Consider the following 18732-nt stretch of genomic DNA (forward strand, 5'->3'; position numbering starts at 1 on the left):
AGAGAGTAGCCGACCGTATTGCCTTTCCTAGGAATCGCCCGCGCCGTTCTTCGCATCGAGCTGCATCTTTCGAACGGTTTTCCGATTAGCTTTCGTTTGCGCTTTAGGACGAGATTTGGCGGGCTTTGCGGCGATGTCGCGAACCTTTCGAGGTTTCGGCTTTTCCAGTTGAGATCGAAACTGCAGCACCGCCTGCTCAAGAAGGGCTTGACAATACTCCCATCTCTCCTTTGGCTTACGCGTAGCATGTAAATAGCTAGGCGAAGCAGTAGGATAAAGACGATGAAGATACTCTAAGGAGAACCGAGCCGCCTTTGTGTAATAATTGAACGACCACTCGCGCATCGCCTTGTCTTGTGCATAGGCGATGGAGTTATCTTCTATCACTCGTTCAAGGAAAGAGAAGCCATCGTTGAATACAGCCGATCTGTTGCCAGTCTTTTCTGCCAAAAATACCGCTCTCCACAGCGAGAATGACACAGATATCAGCTCTTGAGCAGCATACGAGTAGCGACCCGTTTTCCACGTTTTCTCGTGATCTCTGAGAAGCAGTCTAAGCTGCAGCGCACACATTTGATTGCGGTGCCGATTCTCGACTAACCACTGAAAGTGTTCGGTTCTGTCAGCAGTGTCCGGCATTACGTGGTCCCGTCGTTGGAGAAATTCGCTGCGCGCGTCAATCCGCACTCGTTAGGCTTTCACCAATTTGGGAGTTTGTCGACCTGGCTAATAAAGCGTCTGGTTGCGGGCTGTGAGGCGAACGTCATGAACGTCCGGCTTTGGGGCGCGAAGCGGCCGTTGCGAGCTTCGTGAATAAGCGTCTGCGTGTGCTGCCTGGGCGCCCGGAGAGCGGACGGGCGGCTTTCGATCAGCGTTGCCGAGAAGCGGACTGTCTGTATCCGCTAACCGGGTGGACAGTGATGTATGGGTGCACGGCGTGCCAAGGGGCTTGCCGGTGCCGTGCAACGTTAGATACCGGCATAGGATGTGAACTCAAACAGGATCAGATTCTGATACATGAGCTACGTGATGCGCGGCGGGCGTCCGGCTGGTCGCAGCGGACCCTGGCGGACCGGATCGGCGTCGACGCCCAGACCATCAAGCGGCTGGAGAAGGGTGTCGGTTCGGTGCCGACCCTCATCGCGGCCATGGCGGGGCTGAACTTTCGCCTGACCGGTCTGGCGGCGGGCAAGACGCTGCCAGAGCAGTTGCGCGCGGAGCGGCGCAAGCGATCGATGTCGCTGAGGGACGCGGCGGAAAAGACCGGCCTGTCACCGACCACCATCGCCAGCCTCGAGCGAGGCGGCGGATCGGTCGACAGCCTGCTGCGCCTGCTGGCCGTGATCGCACCGACCGCCCGCCGCCGCGCCCTCGAACGATCCTATTGGGGGCAGGGCGACAAGGACGATCGCGACATCCGCTTTACGCCGGCCGACTTCATGGCGAACATCTACGCCGCGTTCGGCAAGATCGACCTCGACCCGTGTGGGCATCCGCTCAGTCCTGTCGTCGCGCATCGCCGAATCCTGCCGCGCGACGGCGGCGACGGGCTGATCGACGACTGGTCGGGCAAGGTCGCCTTCGTCAATCCGCCCTATTCGCAGCTCCTGCGCTGGCTGCGGCGTGCCCATGATCAGTGGCGGGCCGGCAAGGTCGAGACGGTCGTCTGTCTGGTGCCGGTCCGAACTGACTCTGCTTGGTTCCACGGGACGCTGAGCGCCGACGCGGACATCTACCTGCTGCAGGGCCGCGTCCGCTTTCTCGATATACGCGGCAAAAGCCAGCAGACCCCGTTCTCGCTGATGGTGCTGACATTGGGCGCGACGCCCGAGCAGAAGGACCGCTATGCGGAACTGGTCCCGGGGTTCTGGCTGACCCGCAGCGTCACGGCGGCATCCGCCAATCGGCCTCGTCTATCGCTGGTTCGGTGACCCGCCTTCGCCGTTCCATGGTCGGTGTTGCCGCTACCGTCACGCTGCCTGCGACCAGACCTGATATCGACCGTCATCGGTGCCGTCGTTGCCGAGGGCCAGCTGACGGGCGAGCCATGCATCGGCGCGCGCCATGCCGTCGGTGACGTCCCCTGTGGGCTTGCCATCGATGTGGAGGATTTCACCGGGCGCCAGACGGTAGTGACCACGGGCGCCGGGCTGCGGCAGGACGACGCCGCGGGTGCCGCCCTTCGACAGGAACAGCCGGCACTGCGTCTGGATGTGGCAGATGTCACCGCGCACCATGAAGACGATCATGCCGGTCAGCGCATGCCGGCCATCATCGTCCGTGCCATATTCGAGGTGCAGCACATCGGTGCCGCTGGCCCGCGCCTGCCGGGCGAGCCGGACCTTGCCGTCCAGGTCGAGTTGGTCGCCGCCGGTGAGCACGATGCCCTCCCTCAGCCTGCGGTTGCCGAGCAGCAGCCGGGCGATGGCTTTGGTGCAGGCGGTCTCGAACGCGTCGTTGGTCATGGTCATAGTCTTGCTTCCTTGTTTCATCCCCGCATCGGGGCCGCTTGCCCTCCTCCTCATCTCACCCCCGGTTCCTGCGGCGGCAGGCGATCACGATCTGTGCGGCGGCGCTCTCCAGTCCGGCGGCGCGATCCCACGCGGTGTCCCAGGGTGGCCGGATGCCCAGCTCGAGACCGCCATCGCCGATCTTCACGGATCGACCGGCGTCGTCGGGTACGAGGTGCAGGCTGCGATCACGGTGGCGGAAGAAGCTGAGGTCGGTCAGCAGCAGCGGGCCGCCGACCGAGTGCAGCACGACATCGACCCGGACCGGGTCGATCGTCTCCGGGTGGAAACCGTGCCGGATCAGCATCACATCGCGTCGGCGTGCCGCGGCACAGCGCAGCAGCGCCTGATCAAAAAGCCGGGCGGTGACCGGCGTCACCGAGACGATGACGTCGTGGACGGGGAAGTCGACCGCGGCGGGCAGACCGGTGTTGCCGTAGAGCTGGTCGGGTTCGTCGGGTTCGAGTTCGGCGAGGACATAGTGCATGAGCGCAACCGACGCGGTCGGCAGCGTTTCGTAGATCATGTTGGACATCGGGGGCCTTCGTGGCTTGGCGTGATCCCCGGACCGGCTCGGTCCGGATCAGGCCCCCTTCGATTTTCATTCTCGTCAGGGGCTTCGCTTCGCCCCGATCGTTTTTCCCCTCAGCCCTGCCGCCGGCAGCGGTCGCGGCCATCGCGGCGGACCATCTCGGTCAGCCGCGCATAGCCCCAGCGGTCCAGCGCGCGGGCGGTGTCGGCAACGCTGATCCTGCCGGGTTGGCGGTGGGCGGCGGCAGGGCAGTGCGCGGCGATGATCGTCAGCATAGCGAGACCGACCTCGCCAGCAGGCTGGCGCTGCCACCATTGTCCAGCGACCACGCTCAGCAGCATCACGGCGGTGGCCATGCGGAACACCCACGGGAACCGGCATTGCTTCATCTTCTTTCCTCCAGCGGATCAGTCACGCTGGCGGCTCGCTAAGTTTCGCGGATCACTTGTTAAATCTGCCGTTGGCTCCTGCGGCTCCGACCCATGACGAGGCGCATGCGTCGCATCACCTGCACAACATGACTTGGTTCGTTAACCGCGCCGGCATATGAGTGGACCGTTCGCCAGCAGGCGAACCGAGGCGTGATAACCTCGCTCTTAGTAGCCGAATGCCCGGCCCGAACCAGTTTCGGCCGGGAGGCGGACGCGTATGTCCAGGGCCCTTCGGGGCCTAAAGGCGTTCGCGCTCGTCTAAGAGCGAGTTATCAACTTCCGGCTCACGGGCCGGCACCGCCTCGTTTCATGGGGCGGTGCCGCCGGCTGGAGAAGCCTGCACCGCCGAACACGGGGGGTGTGCATGGTTGTGGGATATCGCCGCCGATGGCGCGCGGCGCTTCATACAGGATCGGTCTTATCGGGTGCGTTGCTGCTTGCCGCATGTGGCGGCGGTGGCGGCGGCGTCAGCACGCCCGGCACCAACGCGCCGCCGGTCGCGACGCCGACACCCGCACCAACCCCGGCACTGCCGCCTACGCCTACACCGACCCCGCCGCCGACAGCCGCCGATGGCGCAGAATACAAGGCGTCCGCCGCCGTGGTCGGGGCCAGGGCGGCTTATGCCTATGACAAGGGCATCACCGGCAAGGGCGTGACCATCGCCGTCATCGACACCGGCATCGCGGTGAACGGTCCCGAGTTTATGGGGCGCATCTCACCCGACAGCAAGGCGTTCGAGAACAGGATCGCGCGCTGCCCGACCTGCGCGCCGGAGACGGTGACCTTCGCGCTCGACGATCTCCAAGGGCACGGCACCGAGACCGCCTCGGTCGCGCTGGCGGCGAAGAACGGCACCGGCGTCCACGGCGTCGCCCCCGACGCGACGCTGCTGGCGCTCAAGATCAGCGGTCCCGATCTCGAAGGCGTCACCGCCACCTCACCGATCAAGGAGAGCGGCGCCGCCAACGCCATGAACATCGCCCCCGCGATCCGCTACAGCGTCGACAAGGGTGCCTTCGTCCTGTCGCTCAGCCTCAACGGCGTATCGAGCGGTCAGGCCGCCGCCGAGCAGAGGGCGGCGATGGATCAGGTCGCTGGTGCCGACCGGCTGATGGTGGCATCGGTATCGAATGATATCGGCGACGACAGTGCCGCCGCCGGCACCATCGCGCGCAACCTCGTCGGCGACACTCTCGAGAACAGGGACTGGTTCCTGTTCGGCATCCGCGTCGACGCCGCGCTGCGCCCGCCTACCGGCAACGGCCGCCCCGGCGATCTCGCCGACCGCACGCTGGCGGTGGTCGCCACGAACGTGCAGGTCGTCGGCAAGGACGGCAGCTTCGTCATCACGACGGGCAACAGCTTTGCCGCGCCCGCGATCGCCGGCGCGGCTGCCCTGCTCAAGCAATACTGGCCGCAGCTTGGCGGCAAGGCGATCGCGCGCATCCTGCTCGATACCGCCACCGACCTCGGCGACAAGGGCGTCGACCAGATCTACGGCGCCGGGCTGCTCGACATCGAGCAGGCGATGAAGGCGCAGGCCCCCGCCAGCGCCTTTGCCGCTGCCGACACGGTGCTGGCGCGCTACTCTTCGCTGACGCTGTCGGGACCGTTCGGCAATGGCGGTGCGCTGGCAGCCACCACCGCCGCGATGACGGTGTTCGACCGCTATGGCCGCGACTATCGGATGACCGGCTCTGCCGCGCCGCGCCATCGCGGTTCAGGCCTGCTCGCCGGCGCGATGCTGGCGCCGGTCGATCCGCCATGGCTGACGCCGACACAGACGGACGCGCGGCTCGGCTTCACCTCCGCCACGACCGGGCCATGGCAAGGTGCCCGGTCGAACCAGCCCACCACCATCGCCTTCTCACCTGCGCCGGGCCAGTCGGTGACGCTGGCCGCTAACATCGCCATCGGCCAGAACGCGGGCATCAGCGGCTCGGCACTGCGCGGCGTGGTCGCGACGCCCGTCGGCCAGTCCTTCGCTTGGGTAAGCAGCGGCTGGTCCGCCGGCTTCGCATCCGGCATCGCGCGCGATCGTCGTGCCGCGTTGCGCACCGTGTGGCTGACGACGCCGGTGGGGATCGGCGTCGAGCTGTCGGACCTTGCCGAACGGGGTCAGGTGCTCGGCCTGCGCGGCGCCACTGGCTTTTCGCTGTCCGGCGGCAGGACGACGCTCGCCACGCTGACGGCCAGCCGAGGCATCGCCGGTCTGCTGCTTTCCGCCCGCGCCACCGCCGCGACGACCAGGGTAGAGGGCGGCTCCGATTTGCTGCGCTTCACCGGTCCGCTCGTCGGCAGCGCCTTTGCGTTTGACGCCGCCCGACGGCTGGCTGGTGGCACCGCGACGTTAGGGCTCTCGTCACCCCTGCGGCTGGAACGCGCCCGTGCCACCGTGCAGGCACCGGTTGCCTACGACCTGTTGAGCGGCGCGCTTACCACCCGCACCGCGAGCATCGACCTGACGCCGACCGCACGCGAACTCGATATCGAACTCGGCTGGTCCACCGCCTTCGGTCCGAACCAGTCGCTGCGCCTCGGTATCGCCCACGCCGTCAACGCCGGCCACGTCGCCGGCGTCCACGACACCGCCGGCTTCGCTACGCTGGTGCTGCGATGACCCGCAGCTTCCGGGCGCGCTCCCCGCCCCCGCTGGTTGCAGCCGACCAGTAAACACCCACCACCATCGGACCTGCCACGCCGGGATGCCTCCCGGCGAACGACGACGCACGTCCCACGCACAAGGACACATCATGATGACCAGAATCACTGCCACCGCCGCTCTGGCGTTGCTCGCCGCCTGCGGATCGGCGTCCGTCGCCGAACAGGATGCCGCCGCGCAGACCGCGGTTGCCGCAAAGCCGCTGGCGATCGCGGGCGTGCGGATCGGCATGCCGGCGACCGAGGTGCAGACCGCACTCACCCGCGACGGCTGGAAGGTCGAGACCTTCCCCGGCTACGACTGGGCGACCGCTGTCGAGGAACAAAAGCGCCAGCAGCGCGGCGCCTCCTCTTTCGACCTGCCGCGCACTGGCCTCGCCACCATCCAGGCGAGCAAGGGTGACGAGGCGCTGATCGTCGAGTTCCGGCCGGTGCCGTCCGGCGCCGAAGTCAAGGTGGTCAAATACGAGGCGCCGATGGCGGGTCGCACGGGTGTGCAACTCCGGGCGCAGCTGACGCAACGCTATGGCGCACCGACGCGCGCCGCTTCACCACAGCTTCCGCTCGATCTGACCTGGTGCAGTGCGGGCGAGCCGTGCCGATTCGCGTACGGAGCCGCCAAGCCGGCGCTGCGTGCGCAGGAAGACGTCTACCACAAGGCCAAGCTCATCCTGATGGAGGGCGGTGACGCCGAACGCGCCTGGCAGGCACAGCTGCAACGCGCAGCCGGCGGCGGCACGCCGGCCAAGTCGTCGTTTTGACGCCACTATCGCACAGGGATGGCAGACGGGGCGGGCTTGGCCGCCCCGTCAACGGCGGGATAGCTGATGGGGCGGCGCCAGCCGCCCCGTCGAGGCCGTCATGCCGCCGCCGCGATCCGCTCCCAGCCGGCGCGGAACGCTGCCCATTCCTCCGCCCACATACCGTGTGCGGTGTCGGTCAGATCCTCATGCTCGGCGAGCCAGCCGCTCGGGGCATGCTGGCGAGCGAGGATGCAGATATGCGCGTGGGGCAAGGCCCTGCTCAGCTCGTCGCCGGGCGTATGCAGCGCGACGACGCTGGTCAGCCGGCGCCCCCGCGCCAGATGGATCGTGGCATAGGTCGCGGCCATGTCGAGCAGATCGTGCGCGGGCATGTCCTCGTCACCGCGCATGGTGATGACCGCCGCCAGCAGGCGCTGATGCGGGCGCACCGCCGCATCGTAATCGTCGAGCAGCCGGGTGAGCGCGGTGTCGGCGACGCCGCGCGCCAGCACCACCCGGTGATCGCGCGCGGTTACCGGCATGCCGCAGACCGTCGTCGGCGTCCCGCCCGCCGGTTTAATCGGCGAGAGCTTCGCACCGATCAGCGCCGTGACGCTGTTCACCTTCTGCTTGGCGCGGGGACGCAGTAGCGCGAAGCCGACACCGTCACAGCCGGGCTCGCGGACATCATAGAGCGTGTCCATCACTTCGCGCGGGCTCTGCCACGTCGTCGTCACAGCCGTCTTCTTGGTCTTCATCAGGGTATTTCCGTCTTCAAGCGGCGCGGGGCTGTTCACATGCCGCCAGGGTCAGTTTTTCACCATCATGGTGCAGCCGACAGGCCTTTCCGTCCGATTTTTACCGCGCCAGAATGGGCGCGCCATTCATGATGTCATATGCTGTTCGCATCACTCGAACGGTCCATTGCGATCTGCATTCTTATGATCGAAGGCCCCCTTCCGGAGCCATCGTTTCACGATGGTGGAGGACCCCAAGGCAAGCCTCGGTTGCCGCTTTTGATTCGACCGTCCGACCGGGTTTGGCGGATCGAAATCGACTATAGGCCGGGCCAGCTTGTTCACCGCCCGATATGCCATTTCGTCGACTGCAGAAACAGGAGCTCGACAAGGCGAAGCGCCGTGACTGGACACATACGTCGGTCAACACAGTAAAGCTGGGCCCCCCAGCTTTACGGAACTGCGCCTGACATCTTCCCTATGACAAATCGTCGATTTTGGCATAGCTGTCTTTCCTCCCGCATGCCCGTGAGGGCCGGATTTGGCATAGCTGCTTCTTGAAGCGCGGCTATGCCAGCGTCCGTCAGAAACGCCGCTGATGTGGGCACCTGGAAATGTTGCGAGGGGGGGCTTCAGGAGCATTATGCGGGAGCGTATACTTCTTCTGCGACGGGAAGGGCACGAGCGGTGCAATCGACATCGATCAGTCATTTGGCAGGGGCGGCGAACAGCAAGCTGGCTGCCTTTCTGCGTCGGCGCGAGGAAGAGGAAAGTCGCTTGAACAATGCGGCCCGTCGTGGTCGTGATATCAATAACGAGACGGGGCGGCCACATCGCCAGAGCCGCTTCACAACGCCGCCCAGTTTCAGCCGCCCGACGCCATTGATCCAGCGGTCGACTCCCACCGGCGCGAGGCCGTTTCACTTCGAGATGAAGACCGTGGGTCGTAACCCGAGCGCCGTTGCTGCCCAGACGAGTTGCGGCGCGTTTTCCGGTCGCGGACCCGGGTTCGAGCACGCGGTCTATGTCGAGCGTGACGGTGCTGCCGAGGCTGTCGTGTCGCAGGACCGGGAGGCTTATCTGAGTCGTGAGGATGCGGTCGAACAGCACGGCTCCATCACGCTCCTGACCCGTGACGAAGCGCAGGCGCTGCTCGGTGTTCCCGAGCTCGATGGCATGGGCGCTGCGCCGCTGGTCGGCGGCGATTTGGCGGTGTTGTCCAACATCTCCGACGATATCATCGAACGCCAGACTTACTGGTCGCTGGTCAATGATCATGAGCGCAAGACGCATAGTGCGACACTGCTCGCGGACCCATCCAGATGCCCTGAGTGGTGGGATAGGCTGGTGACCGACACGGTGCTCGATCGTGACCTGCATCGCCATCTTCTTACGGAGCGAGATCGCTACGTCCGGCACATTGCCGACCGCCCCGACAAGACATTCAGACCCTTGTCATTCAAGGTGCCGGTGCATCAGCGCGAGAACTTCATGCGTGCGCTGGAGACGGTCGGCGCGTGGGACGAGCGCCAGCCTCCTGTGTCCGCCAAGGTGCGGCACGGCCGCGTCCAGACCCGCATGATTGCCGAGTTGCCGCACGAGGCGACGCCCGCCGAACGGCTCGAGATCGTACGCGATTTCTGCGCAGGTCTCGAACGGGTCGAAAGGAATAAGCAAGGGCAGTGGGTCGGCTGGATGTATACTGCCGTCATCCACGCCCCCGACGAGAACAATGATCGCCGCAACTACCATTTGCATGTGATCGCCCACGATCGGCCGGCGCGCTTCCTGCCGGAACATTGCCAATGGGATTTTGCGGTTGCGGAAACCCATCAACACCGCGGTGAAGTGCGCACGCGCTACCCGCATCGGCAGCGCAAACTGGTTGCGGTATCGCAATCGAAGCGGGCGAAAGATCAGCAGGGACGACAGATGTTCGACCGTGATGATGTCGGCAGGGGATACACGAAACATCTGCGCGAAGCATTCGCGGCGTCGGTTAACAAGGTCCTTGAGCGCAAGAACACGACCACGCGTTTCCACCCGGGGACGTTGGCCGAATGCGGCATGGTGCGCACGCAAACCGAACATCTAGGGCACGATCACAAGCCCGAGCAGATCGGCATCGCGACCGCGGTCGGGGATCGCAATGCCATCGCCATCTGGGACGACGAGGAACAGCAGGTTCGACGTCGTCATGAGCACCGCATGGCGGAGCTTGACGCTTTGCTGGATCGGGCGGGGCAGGCGGGGCGGCATGCCCCGAATCGTGACACACTGGACGCAGTGCTGAGCCTTCGCAGCAGGATTTCGGTCGAGGCTGCGAATCTATCGGAACAGCGTCTCGAGATCGATCTTGTCGCGTTTGCCCTGCGCAAGGGTCGCTCGCGAGCCGAGTTCGTACGCGATCATTGTCGCGATATGTTGGAGGCCGGGCCTGACGTGGCCAAGCGGGCCCGAAAGGACGTGACGGCTTATGCTCGCCGCAAGGCGGATGCAGAGGCATATCTGGCCGACTTCGCTCAGGTTGGCGCGATCGAACGCCGCCAACTCGAACTTGCCGCGAACGGGCTTGCCGAAAAGGAGAAGCGGCTCGAGCATCAGATCCGGCAACTCTCCATGTTGTTGAATACGCTATCGCAGGCGCCGCTGCCGCAGGACAGGGCAGCGGACACGATAGCGGCGACTGGAGGCGCGCACGGTAAAAGCCCGTTGCCACCGACGATCGCCGCTGGGTCGACGGAATTCGCAGAGACTCCGCTCCCGTCGATATCCGACCCGCTCGCCGTGAACGCCGATGCCGCCCTCCCGCATATGTTAGGCGCGTCGCGCGGCCGGTCTATCGGGGCGGATGCGACTGAGCCGCCGTTAGACCCGGCTGGCTCAGCCGGGATTGTGATTGGCCATGATCCGAAAGCTGATAGGCAGAGCGCCACGTCGTCGAACGAGACCGTGCGGCCTCTTGTCACTCCAACTCTGACCAAGGTTTCGGGTAGGCCGGGGCGGATTTCTCCTGGGAGGTTGGCGGCCAGGCAATTGCTCGATACCCTGCTGACAAAGATCAGCGAGGACCGGTTGCCGGTCAGCAGGATGCCCAGCGATGCAGATATCGCTTACAGATCACCGGTTCTCGATGCCGCCCTAAGCGACCCGGCGCTCGGGGTGGAAGGGCAGGCGCGTGCCCAGGCGCGGCTGATGGCGATTTATCGGTTTCAGCAAGCTGAGATCAAGCGGCTTGCGACGTGGGTCGGCAAGGCAGTTTTCGCGAATCTGGTCGAGTTCGAGACAGCCTTGCTGGCCGCGCCGAAATCCGTGCGGACATTGCATAAGCATTGGGGATCGTCTGACGAGGTCAGGAACGCCGTCAGCGCCGGGATCAAGCGTGGGAACCCGGTAGCCTCCGCGATCGACGTTGCCCCGTCCGGGATTGACGTGTCACCCATTGCGTCGACGAAGCAACGATCTGCGGAGGAGGGTGACTTGATCGATGCGGGTCTTTCCTACGTGCCCCTTGACCAAAACCGGATGGAGGGCGAGCCATCGAAAATGGTCAGGAGGGTCGATCCCGATCGATCCCCACCCATGCTGTCAAAAGGACCGCTCGACGATGCAGAAGCGGAGATGATCCTGCGGAGATTGCATCAGCAAGCCGGACAGAAATCGCGCTAAATGGCCTCTCGGCTTAACATCTCAGAATGTCGGTCCATTTGCCGTCCTGAGCCTTTGAACGAGCGATCGAGCGTCGGGAGCGAAGCCGGGCCGGCTTTACCCGATCAGGCGACGGACGCGTGTCCGAGCGCATGCAACCACGGCGTCCCACGGCACGCTGCGGAATTCGAGCCGGTCGATATCCTCCTTCAGAATTTCGATGGGCAGGCCCTGACCATATCGATCGCCGACGTGCGAGCTTGCGTGACCGGCGATCTGATCCAGGCTCTGCCTGTCGATGCGCCGACGACGGCCTTCGCGCTTCATCGTATGGCGCGTCGAGTAGAACGCCTTGTTCGCGGCGTCGATGCCGATGCGACGGAGGGCTCGGTTGATCTCGTTGGAGAGCAGCTTGTAGCGATCGCCATAGCTGTCGACCTTCAGGTCGTTGAACAGCCATTCGGCACCCAGATTGCGCTGATGCGCAACGTAATCCAGGAAGCCGCCTTCCAGCACGATCCAATGTAACGGCACGTCGCGAACCGAATGCCGCGTCTTCTGGCGACGCGGCATCGACGTCGGATCGGCCTTATCGAACTTGCCGGGCCGGTCACGGCGGAAGCGCATGACCCACGCATCTTCTTCCTGCACGATCTCGTTCGGCTTGAGTTTGCAATGCTCACCCGGGCGTGAGCCATGGAATGGAGCCAGAAACAGAATCCAGAACATCGTGTCGCTACATGCATCCGGGTCGGTCATCAGCGGTGACGTATATATGCGTCGCATATCCTCATCGGAAAAATGGTCGCGCTCGTCGCCCTGCCATTTGGCGCCTGCCACAGCGATGTCGGTCGCCGGATTGAATGCGATCCATTTCTTCCTTTTCGCGATGGCCAGCACAGATCGGATGCCGGCGACCTGCTTGCCCACGGTCGGTGCCTGTAATGTGGGTAGCTTGTCCCGCTCCGCACGGGCGATCTGTTCGAGGATCGGCAGAGTGGCGACGTCCTTCTTCGCACGAGCGGGCATTTTTGCGACAGTGGCGGCGAATGTCTCCACCATCTCGGTGGTGATGAGCGTAACATCCGAGGTCCCGCAGATTTCCTCGAACCGCGCTATAGCCAGCCGAAACTCGTCGGTCGTCTTGTCGCGGCCAGTCCTGCCGCGATTAGCCACCCACGCGTCGAACGCCTCTTTTAACGTCGGTCCTGCTACGATTCGCGGCGGGACCGAGACAGCAGCAGGAGGATGATCGTCCGGCTGCGCGATGGGCGCCACGATCGGTGCCAGCGCCTCGCGGATGCCGTCCGGCCAGTAGGAAGAGAAGTCGTGATCCGCGAGACGGGTCAGATACGCTTGGGTAATCGCGTCATAATCTCCCTTGTTCGACAGATCGATCCTGGGAACGAGATATGGCAGGTAGCCGATGACGAAGCGCAGTGGTTCATAGACGCCGCGGACCAGCAGGGCGCGTGCGAGTTCCTGATACACCAGACCATCGGTCGAAAGGTCCTTGCCCTCGAATACTTCCGCGCGGACGCGGAACATCTGGCGTGCATGCTCCGTATCAATGGCGGGGATCGGCACCGGCTCATCATCGCTATAGCCGGTATAGGACTCGGCAAGATGCTGGAGTTCGACTGCGCGCGCATGTTCGTTGCTCCAGGACGAGCGGACGATCGTCGCCACCCTCGTCAATTCGGCAGCGATCGCCCTGTCCATCGAACCGAAGAAGCGCGCCAGACGCGTCAGCGCCTCGTCGACCAGGCTGGCGGCGCTATGGCGCCTGCGATCGGCTTTCAGCGCGCGCAGGCGGATGATCTCTCCCTTGTAGTGAGCAGCGTATGAAGAACGGCGCGCCTCGGCCAGCGTCAGGTCGGCGGTATCAAGGCTGCGCTGCCACGACGTGACGCCAGCCAGATCGCGGATGTCCTTCGGAACATCCATGCGGAAATAGCTGTTACTCGACGCCTTCCGACGATGGGAGTGAGTCATGCGACGCCTCATTCGTAGCACCTTTTCGTAGCATAAGGTGCCTACCGAAGCGTTGATTTTGCTGCTTATCCGCCGAAATCCGCCACTTAGGCGGAGGCTGGTGACCCCTACGGGAATCGAACCCGTGCTTCAGCCGTGAAAGGGCCGCGTCCTAACCGCTAGACGAAGGGGCCGTCATGGCGTGGAGGGCCGGTTAGGCGAGCTTGCCCGATCGGTCAACACCCTTTTGCAGAAATGCGTCAATCGGCCCAGGCGAGATCGTCGATATGCAGTTCGGCGGCGGGGCGGCTGCCCCAGTCGTCGAGCTTCGCACGACCCGCCAGCCACAGGCGGCGGTGCGGCGGTGCGCCCAGCAGCGCGCGGCCCAGATCGGTTTCGGCCTGGCGGAACGCCACGCCCTTGAACCCGCGCCCGTCGTCGCCGGTCACGATCGCGCGGACATGGCCGTTGCCGACGATATCGGCCTTCACGATCCGCACCGGCCCGGCCGCCACCCGCGGCGCGGGCCAGCCCATGCCGTACGGGCCGCCGGCCTCCAGCGCCTCGATCAGCATCGGGCTGACCCCGCCCGGCGCCAGCACCGCATCGACCAGCAGCGCGCGGTCCTCGCGCGCGCGTTCGACCGCCCCGGCCATCCGTTCGTGCAGGAAGTCGGCGAGGGCGGGGATCGCGTCCTCCGCCACGGTGACGCCCGCCGCCGCGGCATGGCCGCCGCCCGCGCTGACCAGCCCGAGTTCCCTTGCGGCGAGAATCGCGGCGCCCATGTCGACGCCGGGGATCGAACGGCCCGATCCCTTTCCGACGCCATGGTCGTCGACGGCAACGACGAGCACCGGCCGGCCGAGCTTTTCCTTCAGCCGCCCGGCGACGATGCCGATGACGCCGGGGTGCCAGCCGCGCCCCGACACGACGACGCAGCCGCGCGCGTCCTGCGCCCGTGCCGACAGGTCGGCCGATGCCTGCACATCGCCCTCGATCATGCGGCGTTCCTCGTTCAGCCGGTCGAGTTCGGCCGCCAGCGCCCGGGCTTCCTCCGGGTCCTGCGTCGTCAGCAGCCGGACGCCGAGATCCGATTTGCCCACCCGCCCGCCGGCATTGATCCGCGGCCCCAGCGCAAAGCCCAGATCGGTGGCGGTAGGCGCGCGGGTCAGCCGCGAAGCCTCGATCAGCGCGGCGATGCCGATGTTGCGCCGTCCGGCCATGACCTTCAGCCCCTGCGCGACGAACGCCCGGTTCAGCCCGCGCAGTTGCGCGACATCGGCAACGGTGCCGAGCGCGACGAGGTCGAGCAGGTCGAGCAGCCGGGGCTCGGCCCGCCCGGCGAAGAAGCCGCGCGCGCGCAGCGTCCGCACCAGCGCGGCGGCCAGCAGGAACGCGACCCCGACCGCCGCCAGATGGCCGTGCGCCGCGCCATCGCCTTCGTCCAATCGGTTGGGGTTCACGATCGCCAGCGCAGGGGGCAGCGCCGTGGTGCACTGGTGATGGTCCACGACCAGCACGTCGACCCCGGCATCGCGCGTCGCTGCCAGTGCCTCGAACGCCTGCGCGCCGCAATCGACTGTGACGATCAGCGTCGCGCCCTCCTGCGCCAGCCGCAACATCGCCGGGGCGTTGGGGCCGTACCCCTCGCGCTGCCGATCGGGGATATAGGGGCGGGCGGCGAGGCCGAGGTCGCGCAGCAACCGCACCAGCAGCGCCGACGACGTCGCGCCGTCGACGTCATAGTCGCCGAAGATCGCGACCGCCTCTCCGGCGATCACCGCGTCGGCGAGGCGTTCGGCGGCGCGGTCCATGTCGCGGAAGATCGAGGGATCGGGCATGAATTCGCGGATGCTGGGCGCCTTGTGCGCGACCAGCCCCTCGCGCGGACAACCGCGCGCCAGCAGGATACGGGTGACCAGATCGTCGGCGACGAACCCTTCGTCGCACACATCGCCCTCCAGCCCGCGCCAGCGCCATGGCTGCCCCAGGATCGAGCGATGCACATTGAGTACGGAACGCATGTCCGCCCTGTTAGGCGCGCGGTCGGCACGGGTCCAGCGGCTTGGCAGCCTACCGGCTTGCCTTCTCGAGGCTGGCGGCGATCTCGCGGACCTGCTGGCGGGCATATTGCGGCGCCGAGCGGGCATAGAGCGCGTGGAGATAGGCGAGGTCGGTGGCGGTCATCGACGGCGGCGGGGCACCGTCCGGTTCGAACAGCGACAGGATCGTGCCGACCTTGCCCGCGCCGCTTACCGGTTTCGTGCGGGCAAAGGTGCGCATCGCGACATAGTCGGCGATCTGCGTCGTGGTCTTGCCGGGCAGCGCGGGCCATTCGAGCACCACCACCGAAAACTGGATCGCCTGTTGCGTCGGCGGGGCGAGATAGGAGGCGCGGCGTACCTCCAGATTGGCCCATAGCGCGCCGACCGGCGTCAGGCCGGGTATGCCGTCCTCGTTCTGCAATTCGACCAGCGACCATGCGCGCGCCGGCGCCTGCATCGTGCGCAGCCGGCCGAGCAGGGTGCCGGGAAGGCCGTAGACCAGCGGGCTCTGCGTCTTTTCCAGTGCGCGGACGAGGCCCGCGCCATCGTCGACGCCGATGATGGCGATGTTGCCGCGACAGTCCGCCTTGCCGACCGGCAGCCTGATCGCCGCGGCGACCGCCCGGATGCGCGCCTCGATCTCGGCGGCGATCGCCGGCGGGAAGCCGATCGCGCGGGGGCAGGCCGTCACCCCCAGCCGGGCGAGCTGCCGGTCGATCGGCACCGATATGCTGTTGGTGAAGGTGCGGGCCTCGTCCCGGGTCAGGGCGACGCGGCCGGTGACGACGATCTCCGAAGTTGGCGGCGCGGCGGGCGGCGGCGTCTGCGCGTTCGCGGTGCCGCACAGCAGCGCCGCACCAAGCCCCGTCATCCGAACCGCATGCCGCATATGCTTTCCCCGTTCCCGTCCGATCCCGGCAACTAACCATGAACGTCGGGCATATGCAAAGCCCGGTGGCGCCAACCCGCACTGGAAATTTGTCTTCCGAACGCGCAAAGACCGTGCCCATGAAGCGCAAGACCGGACAAGACCGCAGCATTACCGCCCATTGGCGTCCCGCAACGCAGGCCGTGCGCGGGGGCACCGCGCGCAGCGAATATGGCGAGACGTCGGAGGCGCTGTTCCTCACCTCGGGCTATGCCTATGACTGCGCGGGCGACGCCGCGGCGCGGTTTGCGGGCGATCAGGTCGGCATGACCTATTCGCGGTTGCAGAACCCGACGGTCGAGATGCTGGAGGAACGCATCGCCCTGCTCGAAGGGGCGGAGGCGTGTCGCACCATGGCGACCGGCATGGCGGCGATGACCGCGTCGCTCTTGTGTCAGCTGTCGGCGGGGGACCATCTGGTCGGCGGGCGTGCGGCGTTCGGCTCGTGCCGCTGGCTGACCGACTCCCTGCTGCCCAGGTTCGGGATCGGGACCGACGTCGTCGACGCGCGCGATACGCAGGCGTTCATCGACGCCAGCCGCCCGAACACGAAGGTCTGGTTCTTCGAGACGCCGGCCAACCCGACGATGGACATCGCCGATCTGACCGCGATCTGCGCGGCGGCGCGCGAGCGCGGCATCGTGACGGTGGTCGACAACGCCTTTGCCAGCCCCGCGCTGCAACGCCCGATGGACTTCGGGGCCGACGTCGTCGCCTATAGCGCGACCAAGCTGATGGAAGGGCAGGGCCGCGTTCTTGCCGGGGCGGTCTGCGGGACGAAGGCGTTCGTCGACGACGTGCTGCTGCCCTTCACCCGCAACACCGGGCCGACGCTCAGCGCGTTCAACGCATGGGTGGTGCTGAAAGGGCTGGAGACGCTCGACCTGCGCGTCATCCGCCAGTCGGAGAACGCGCTGAAGGTCGCAGGCTTCCTCGAAGGTCGCGTCCCGCGGATCAACGCGCCGGGCCTGCCCAGCCATCCGCAGCACGCGCTGGCGATGCGGCAGATGAGGATGGCCGGGCCGATCTTCTCGTTCGAGCTGGATGGTGGGCGCGCCCAGGCGCACGGGCTGCTCGACGCGCTGCAACTGATCGATATCTCGAACAATATCGGCGATTCGCGCTCGCTGATGACGCATCCCGCCTCGACCACCCATTCGGGCGTGGCCGAGGACAAGCGGATCGAGATGGGCATTTCCGAAGGGATGATCCGCATCAACGTCGGCCTCGAAGACCCCGAAGACCTGATCGCCGACCTCGATCAGGCATTGCGCGCGGTCGCCCTATGAAGGCGCTGTTCCCGCACGAGGCGACGACCGATGGCATCGTGGTGCGGGTGTCGGCGACCTATCTGCCCGAACAGTCGCAGCCGCAGCAGGGACGCTGGTTCTGGGCCTATCATATCCGTATCGAGAACGGATCGGACCGGACGGTGCAGCTGCTCACCCGCCACTGGATCATCACCGACGGGCGCGGCGAACGGCACAGCGTGGAGGGCGAAGGCGTGATCGGCGAACTGCCCGTGATCGAACCGGACGGCAGCTTCGACTATGTCTCGGGCTGTCCGCTCTCGACCCCCACCGGCGCGATGCAGGGCAGCTATCACATGCTGGCCGACGACGGCGCGACCTTCGACGTCGCCATCCCCCGCTTCGCGCTGCTGGCGCCGGCGGTGGGCGCATGAAGCGGACGCACCTGCCGCTGAACGGCCTGCGCGTGCTCGACGCCGCCGCGCGGCACCTGTCGTTCACCCGTGCGGCCGACGAACTGGCGGTGACCCCGGCGGCGGTCGGGCAGCAGGTCCGCGCGCTGGAGGACACGCTGGGCGTCGTCCTGTTCCGCCGCACGACCCGCGGCCTCGAACTGACGCCGGAGGGGGAGGCGGGGCTGGTCGCGTTGCGCGGCGGGTTCCTGCAGTTCGAGGAAGCGGTCCGCGCGATGCAGGCGGGCCAGTCTTCCAAGTCGCTGACCATCGCCGCGCCGCGCGACCTGACGCAGAAATGGCTGCTGCCGCGCCTGTCGCGCATCGCCGCGGCCGATGCCGAGCTGCGCTTCGCGCTGGTCGCGGCGGACGATGCGCTCGACTTCACCGAAGCCAATCTCGACCTCGCGATCCGCTGGGGCGAGGGACCGGGCGCGCATGAGGGCGAGGCGCTCGAGTCGGACGGCATGGTCACGATCGAACGGGCGGGCGGCGGTGCCGACACCCGTATCGGCTGGCCCGGCTGCTCGCCCGAGGATGCCAGCGCGCTGGTCCGCGTGGCGGATGCCGGGCTGGCGATCGACGCGGCGGCGGCCGGCCTCGGCCGTGCGACCGTCCCCGAACTGCTGGCCCGCGACGACATTGCGGCAGACCGCGTCGCGGTGGTCGGCGATCCGAAGTCCGGGCGGCTGGGCTATTGGCTGGTCGCGCCGTTGCCGCAATGGCGCCAGGCGAAGGTGAAGGCGCTGGTGGATGCGCTGGCGGGGTAGCGCATAGCCATCTTTGCCGCCCGCCAATCCATTCTACCGCTCGCCGCG

15 protein-coding genes and 1 tRNA gene are annotated in these 18732 nt (G+C 66.3%); 7 read left to right on the forward strand and 9 right to left on the reverse strand.

All coding sequences use genetic code 11. The annotated features are described in order from the left end of the window. Positions 1-27 precede the first annotated feature (27 nt). The gene (locus tag QLH51_RS07635) at positions 28-639 is read right to left on the reverse strand and encodes a hypothetical protein (RefSeq protein WP_125657368.1); all 612 of its coding nucleotides are present in this window, start codon (positions 637-639) and stop codon (positions 28-30) included. Between the two features lie 170 nt (positions 640-809). Between QLH51_RS07635 and QLH51_RS07640 the strand changes: the two genes are divergently transcribed. After that, positions 810-1931: a DNA N-6-adenine-methyltransferase gene (locus QLH51_RS07640; RefSeq protein ID WP_125657371.1), complete on the forward strand. Its 1122-nt coding sequence runs from the start codon at positions 810-812 to the stop codon at positions 1929-1931. 39 nt (positions 1932-1970) lie between these two features. Here the strand turns inward: QLH51_RS07640 and QLH51_RS07645 are convergent, their stop codons facing one another. The 3 genes from QLH51_RS07645 to QLH51_RS07655 all read right to left on the reverse strand — a co-directional run bounded on the left by QLH51_RS07645 (position 1971) and on the right by QLH51_RS07655 (position 3431). Continuing rightward, complete coding sequence (locus QLH51_RS07645) at positions 1971-2471, reverse strand: hypothetical protein (protein WP_125657374.1); 501 nt, start codon at positions 2469-2471, stop codon at positions 1971-1973. 55 nt (positions 2472-2526) lie between these two features. Then, positions 2527-3045, reverse strand: a complete 519-nt coding sequence (locus QLH51_RS07650; RefSeq protein WP_125657376.1) for a hypothetical protein — start codon at positions 3043-3045, stop codon at positions 2527-2529. A gap of 110 nt (positions 3046-3155) precedes the next feature. After that, positions 3156-3431 carry a hypothetical protein gene (locus QLH51_RS07655; protein ID WP_125657379.1) on the reverse strand — a complete coding sequence of 92 codons (276 nt, stop codon included), beginning with the start codon at positions 3429-3431 and terminating at the stop codon, positions 3156-3158. A 472-nt stretch (positions 3432-3903) separates the two neighbouring features. Here QLH51_RS07655 and QLH51_RS07660 point away from each other — a divergent pair, with 472 nt between their 5' ends. Together QLH51_RS07660 and QLH51_RS07665 are read left to right on the forward strand one after the other, a co-directional pair. Next, positions 3904-6096, forward strand: a complete 2193-nt coding sequence (locus QLH51_RS07660) for a S8 family serine peptidase (protein ID WP_206428997.1) — start codon at positions 3904-3906, stop codon at positions 6094-6096. Between the two features lie 133 nt (positions 6097-6229). After that, complete coding sequence (locus tag QLH51_RS07665; protein ID WP_125657382.1) at positions 6230-6898, forward strand: hypothetical protein; 669 nt, start codon at positions 6230-6232, stop codon at positions 6896-6898. A gap of 98 nt (positions 6899-6996) precedes the next feature. Here QLH51_RS07665 and QLH51_RS07670 read toward each other — a convergent pair whose 3' ends face one another. Beyond that, positions 6997-7638 carry a hypothetical protein gene (locus tag QLH51_RS07670; RefSeq protein WP_125657385.1) on the reverse strand — a complete coding sequence of 214 codons (642 nt, stop codon included), beginning with the start codon at positions 7636-7638 and terminating at the stop codon, positions 6997-6999. Positions 7639-8304: 666 nt separating this feature from the next. On the opposite strand from QLH51_RS07670, the gene QLH51_RS07675 reads away from it, so the two are divergent. After that, the gene (locus tag QLH51_RS07675; protein WP_164516139.1) at positions 8305-11286 is read left to right on the forward strand and encodes a MobA/MobL family protein; all 2982 of its coding nucleotides are present in this window, start codon (positions 8305-8307) and stop codon (positions 11284-11286) included. A 96-nt stretch (positions 11287-11382) separates the two neighbouring features. On the opposite strand, the gene QLH51_RS07680 is transcribed toward QLH51_RS07675, so the two are convergent. From QLH51_RS07680 to QLH51_RS07695, 4 genes are all read right to left on the reverse strand, one after another. Next, on the reverse strand, positions 11383-13260 hold the full coding sequence (locus tag QLH51_RS07680) for a DUF6538 domain-containing protein (protein ID WP_125657390.1): 1878 nt from the start codon (positions 13258-13260) through the stop codon (positions 11383-11385). 98 nt (positions 13261-13358) lie between these two features. Then, positions 13359-13433, reverse strand: a tRNA-Glu gene (locus tag QLH51_RS07685). 66 nt (positions 13434-13499) lie between these two features. Continuing rightward, positions 13500-15263, reverse strand: a complete 1764-nt coding sequence (gene recJ / locus QLH51_RS07690; RefSeq protein WP_125657393.1) for a single-stranded-DNA-specific exonuclease RecJ — start codon at positions 15261-15263, stop codon at positions 13500-13502. Positions 15264-15312: 49 nt separating this feature from the next. Further along, positions 15313-16173 carry a hypothetical protein gene (locus tag QLH51_RS07695; protein WP_125657396.1) on the reverse strand — a complete coding sequence of 287 codons (861 nt, stop codon included), beginning with the start codon at positions 16171-16173 and terminating at the stop codon, positions 15313-15315. A gap of 119 nt (positions 16174-16292) precedes the next feature. Between QLH51_RS07695 and QLH51_RS07700 the strand changes: the two genes are divergently transcribed. Genes QLH51_RS07700 through QLH51_RS07710 form a run of 3 tightly spaced genes read left to right on the forward strand, consistent with a single transcriptional unit; the run spans position 16293 to position 18684 of the window. Next, positions 16293-17501, forward strand: a complete 1209-nt coding sequence (locus QLH51_RS07700; protein ID WP_125657399.1) for a trans-sulfuration enzyme family protein — start codon at positions 16293-16295, stop codon at positions 17499-17501. Continuing rightward, positions 17498-17896, forward strand: coding sequence for a Co2+/Mg2+ efflux protein ApaG (apaG, locus tag QLH51_RS07705; protein ID WP_125657402.1), 399 nt, complete (start codon positions 17498-17500; stop codon positions 17894-17896). The genes QLH51_RS07700 and apaG overlap by 4 nt, the downstream gene beginning before the upstream one ends. Further along, on the forward strand, positions 17893-18684 hold the full coding sequence (locus QLH51_RS07710) for a LysR family transcriptional regulator (protein WP_125657405.1): 792 nt from the start codon (positions 17893-17895) through the stop codon (positions 18682-18684). The genes apaG and QLH51_RS07710 overlap by 4 nt, the downstream gene beginning before the upstream one ends. Positions 18685-18732: the final 48 nt, after the last annotated feature.

This window comes from Sphingomonas sp. 2R-10 (genome assembly GCF_030062225.1).
Classification (GTDB): Bacteria; Pseudomonadota; Alphaproteobacteria; order Sphingomonadales; family Sphingomonadaceae; genus Sphingomonas.

What these genes read in the sequence shown, in the direction of transcription:
- QLH51_RS07650 (WP_125657376.1), bottom strand. Translation starts at nt 3,045, where the DNA reads ATGTCCAACATGATCTACGAAACGCTGCCGACCGCGTCGGTTGCGCTC.
- QLH51_RS07635 (WP_125657368.1), bottom strand. Translation starts at nt 639, where the DNA reads ATGCCGGACACTGCTGACAGAACCGAACACTTTCAGTGGTTAGTCGAG.
- QLH51_RS07670 (WP_125657385.1), bottom strand. Translation starts at nt 7,638, where the DNA reads ATGAAGACCAAGAAGACGGCTGTGACGACGACGTGGCAGAGCCCGCGC.
- QLH51_RS07695 (WP_125657396.1), bottom strand. Translation starts at nt 16,173, where the DNA reads ATGCGGCATGCGGTTCGGATGACGGGGCTTGGTGCGGCGCTGCTGTGC.
- apaG (WP_125657402.1), top strand. Translation starts at nt 17,498, where the DNA reads ATGAAGGCGCTGTTCCCGCACGAGGCGACGACCGATGGCATCGTGGTG.
- QLH51_RS07680 (WP_125657390.1), bottom strand. Translation starts at nt 13,260, where the DNA reads ATGACTCACTCCCATCGTCGGAAGGCGTCGAGTAACAGCTATTTCCGC.
- QLH51_RS07700 (WP_125657399.1), top strand. Translation starts at nt 16,293, where the DNA reads ATGAAGCGCAAGACCGGACAAGACCGCAGCATTACCGCCCATTGGCGT.
- QLH51_RS07710 (WP_125657405.1), top strand. Translation starts at nt 17,893, where the DNA reads ATGAAGCGGACGCACCTGCCGCTGAACGGCCTGCGCGTGCTCGACGCC.
- QLH51_RS07665 (WP_125657382.1), top strand. Translation starts at nt 6,230, where the DNA reads ATGATGACCAGAATCACTGCCACCGCCGCTCTGGCGTTGCTCGCCGCC.
- QLH51_RS07645 (WP_125657374.1), bottom strand. Translation starts at nt 2,471, where the DNA reads ATGACCATGACCAACGACGCGTTCGAGACCGCCTGCACCAAAGCCATC.
- QLH51_RS07655 (WP_125657379.1), bottom strand. Translation starts at nt 3,431, where the DNA reads ATGAAGCAATGCCGGTTCCCGTGGGTGTTCCGCATGGCCACCGCCGTG.
- recJ (WP_125657393.1), bottom strand. Translation starts at nt 15,263, where the DNA reads ATGCGTTCCGTACTCAATGTGCATCGCTCGATCCTGGGGCAGCCATGG.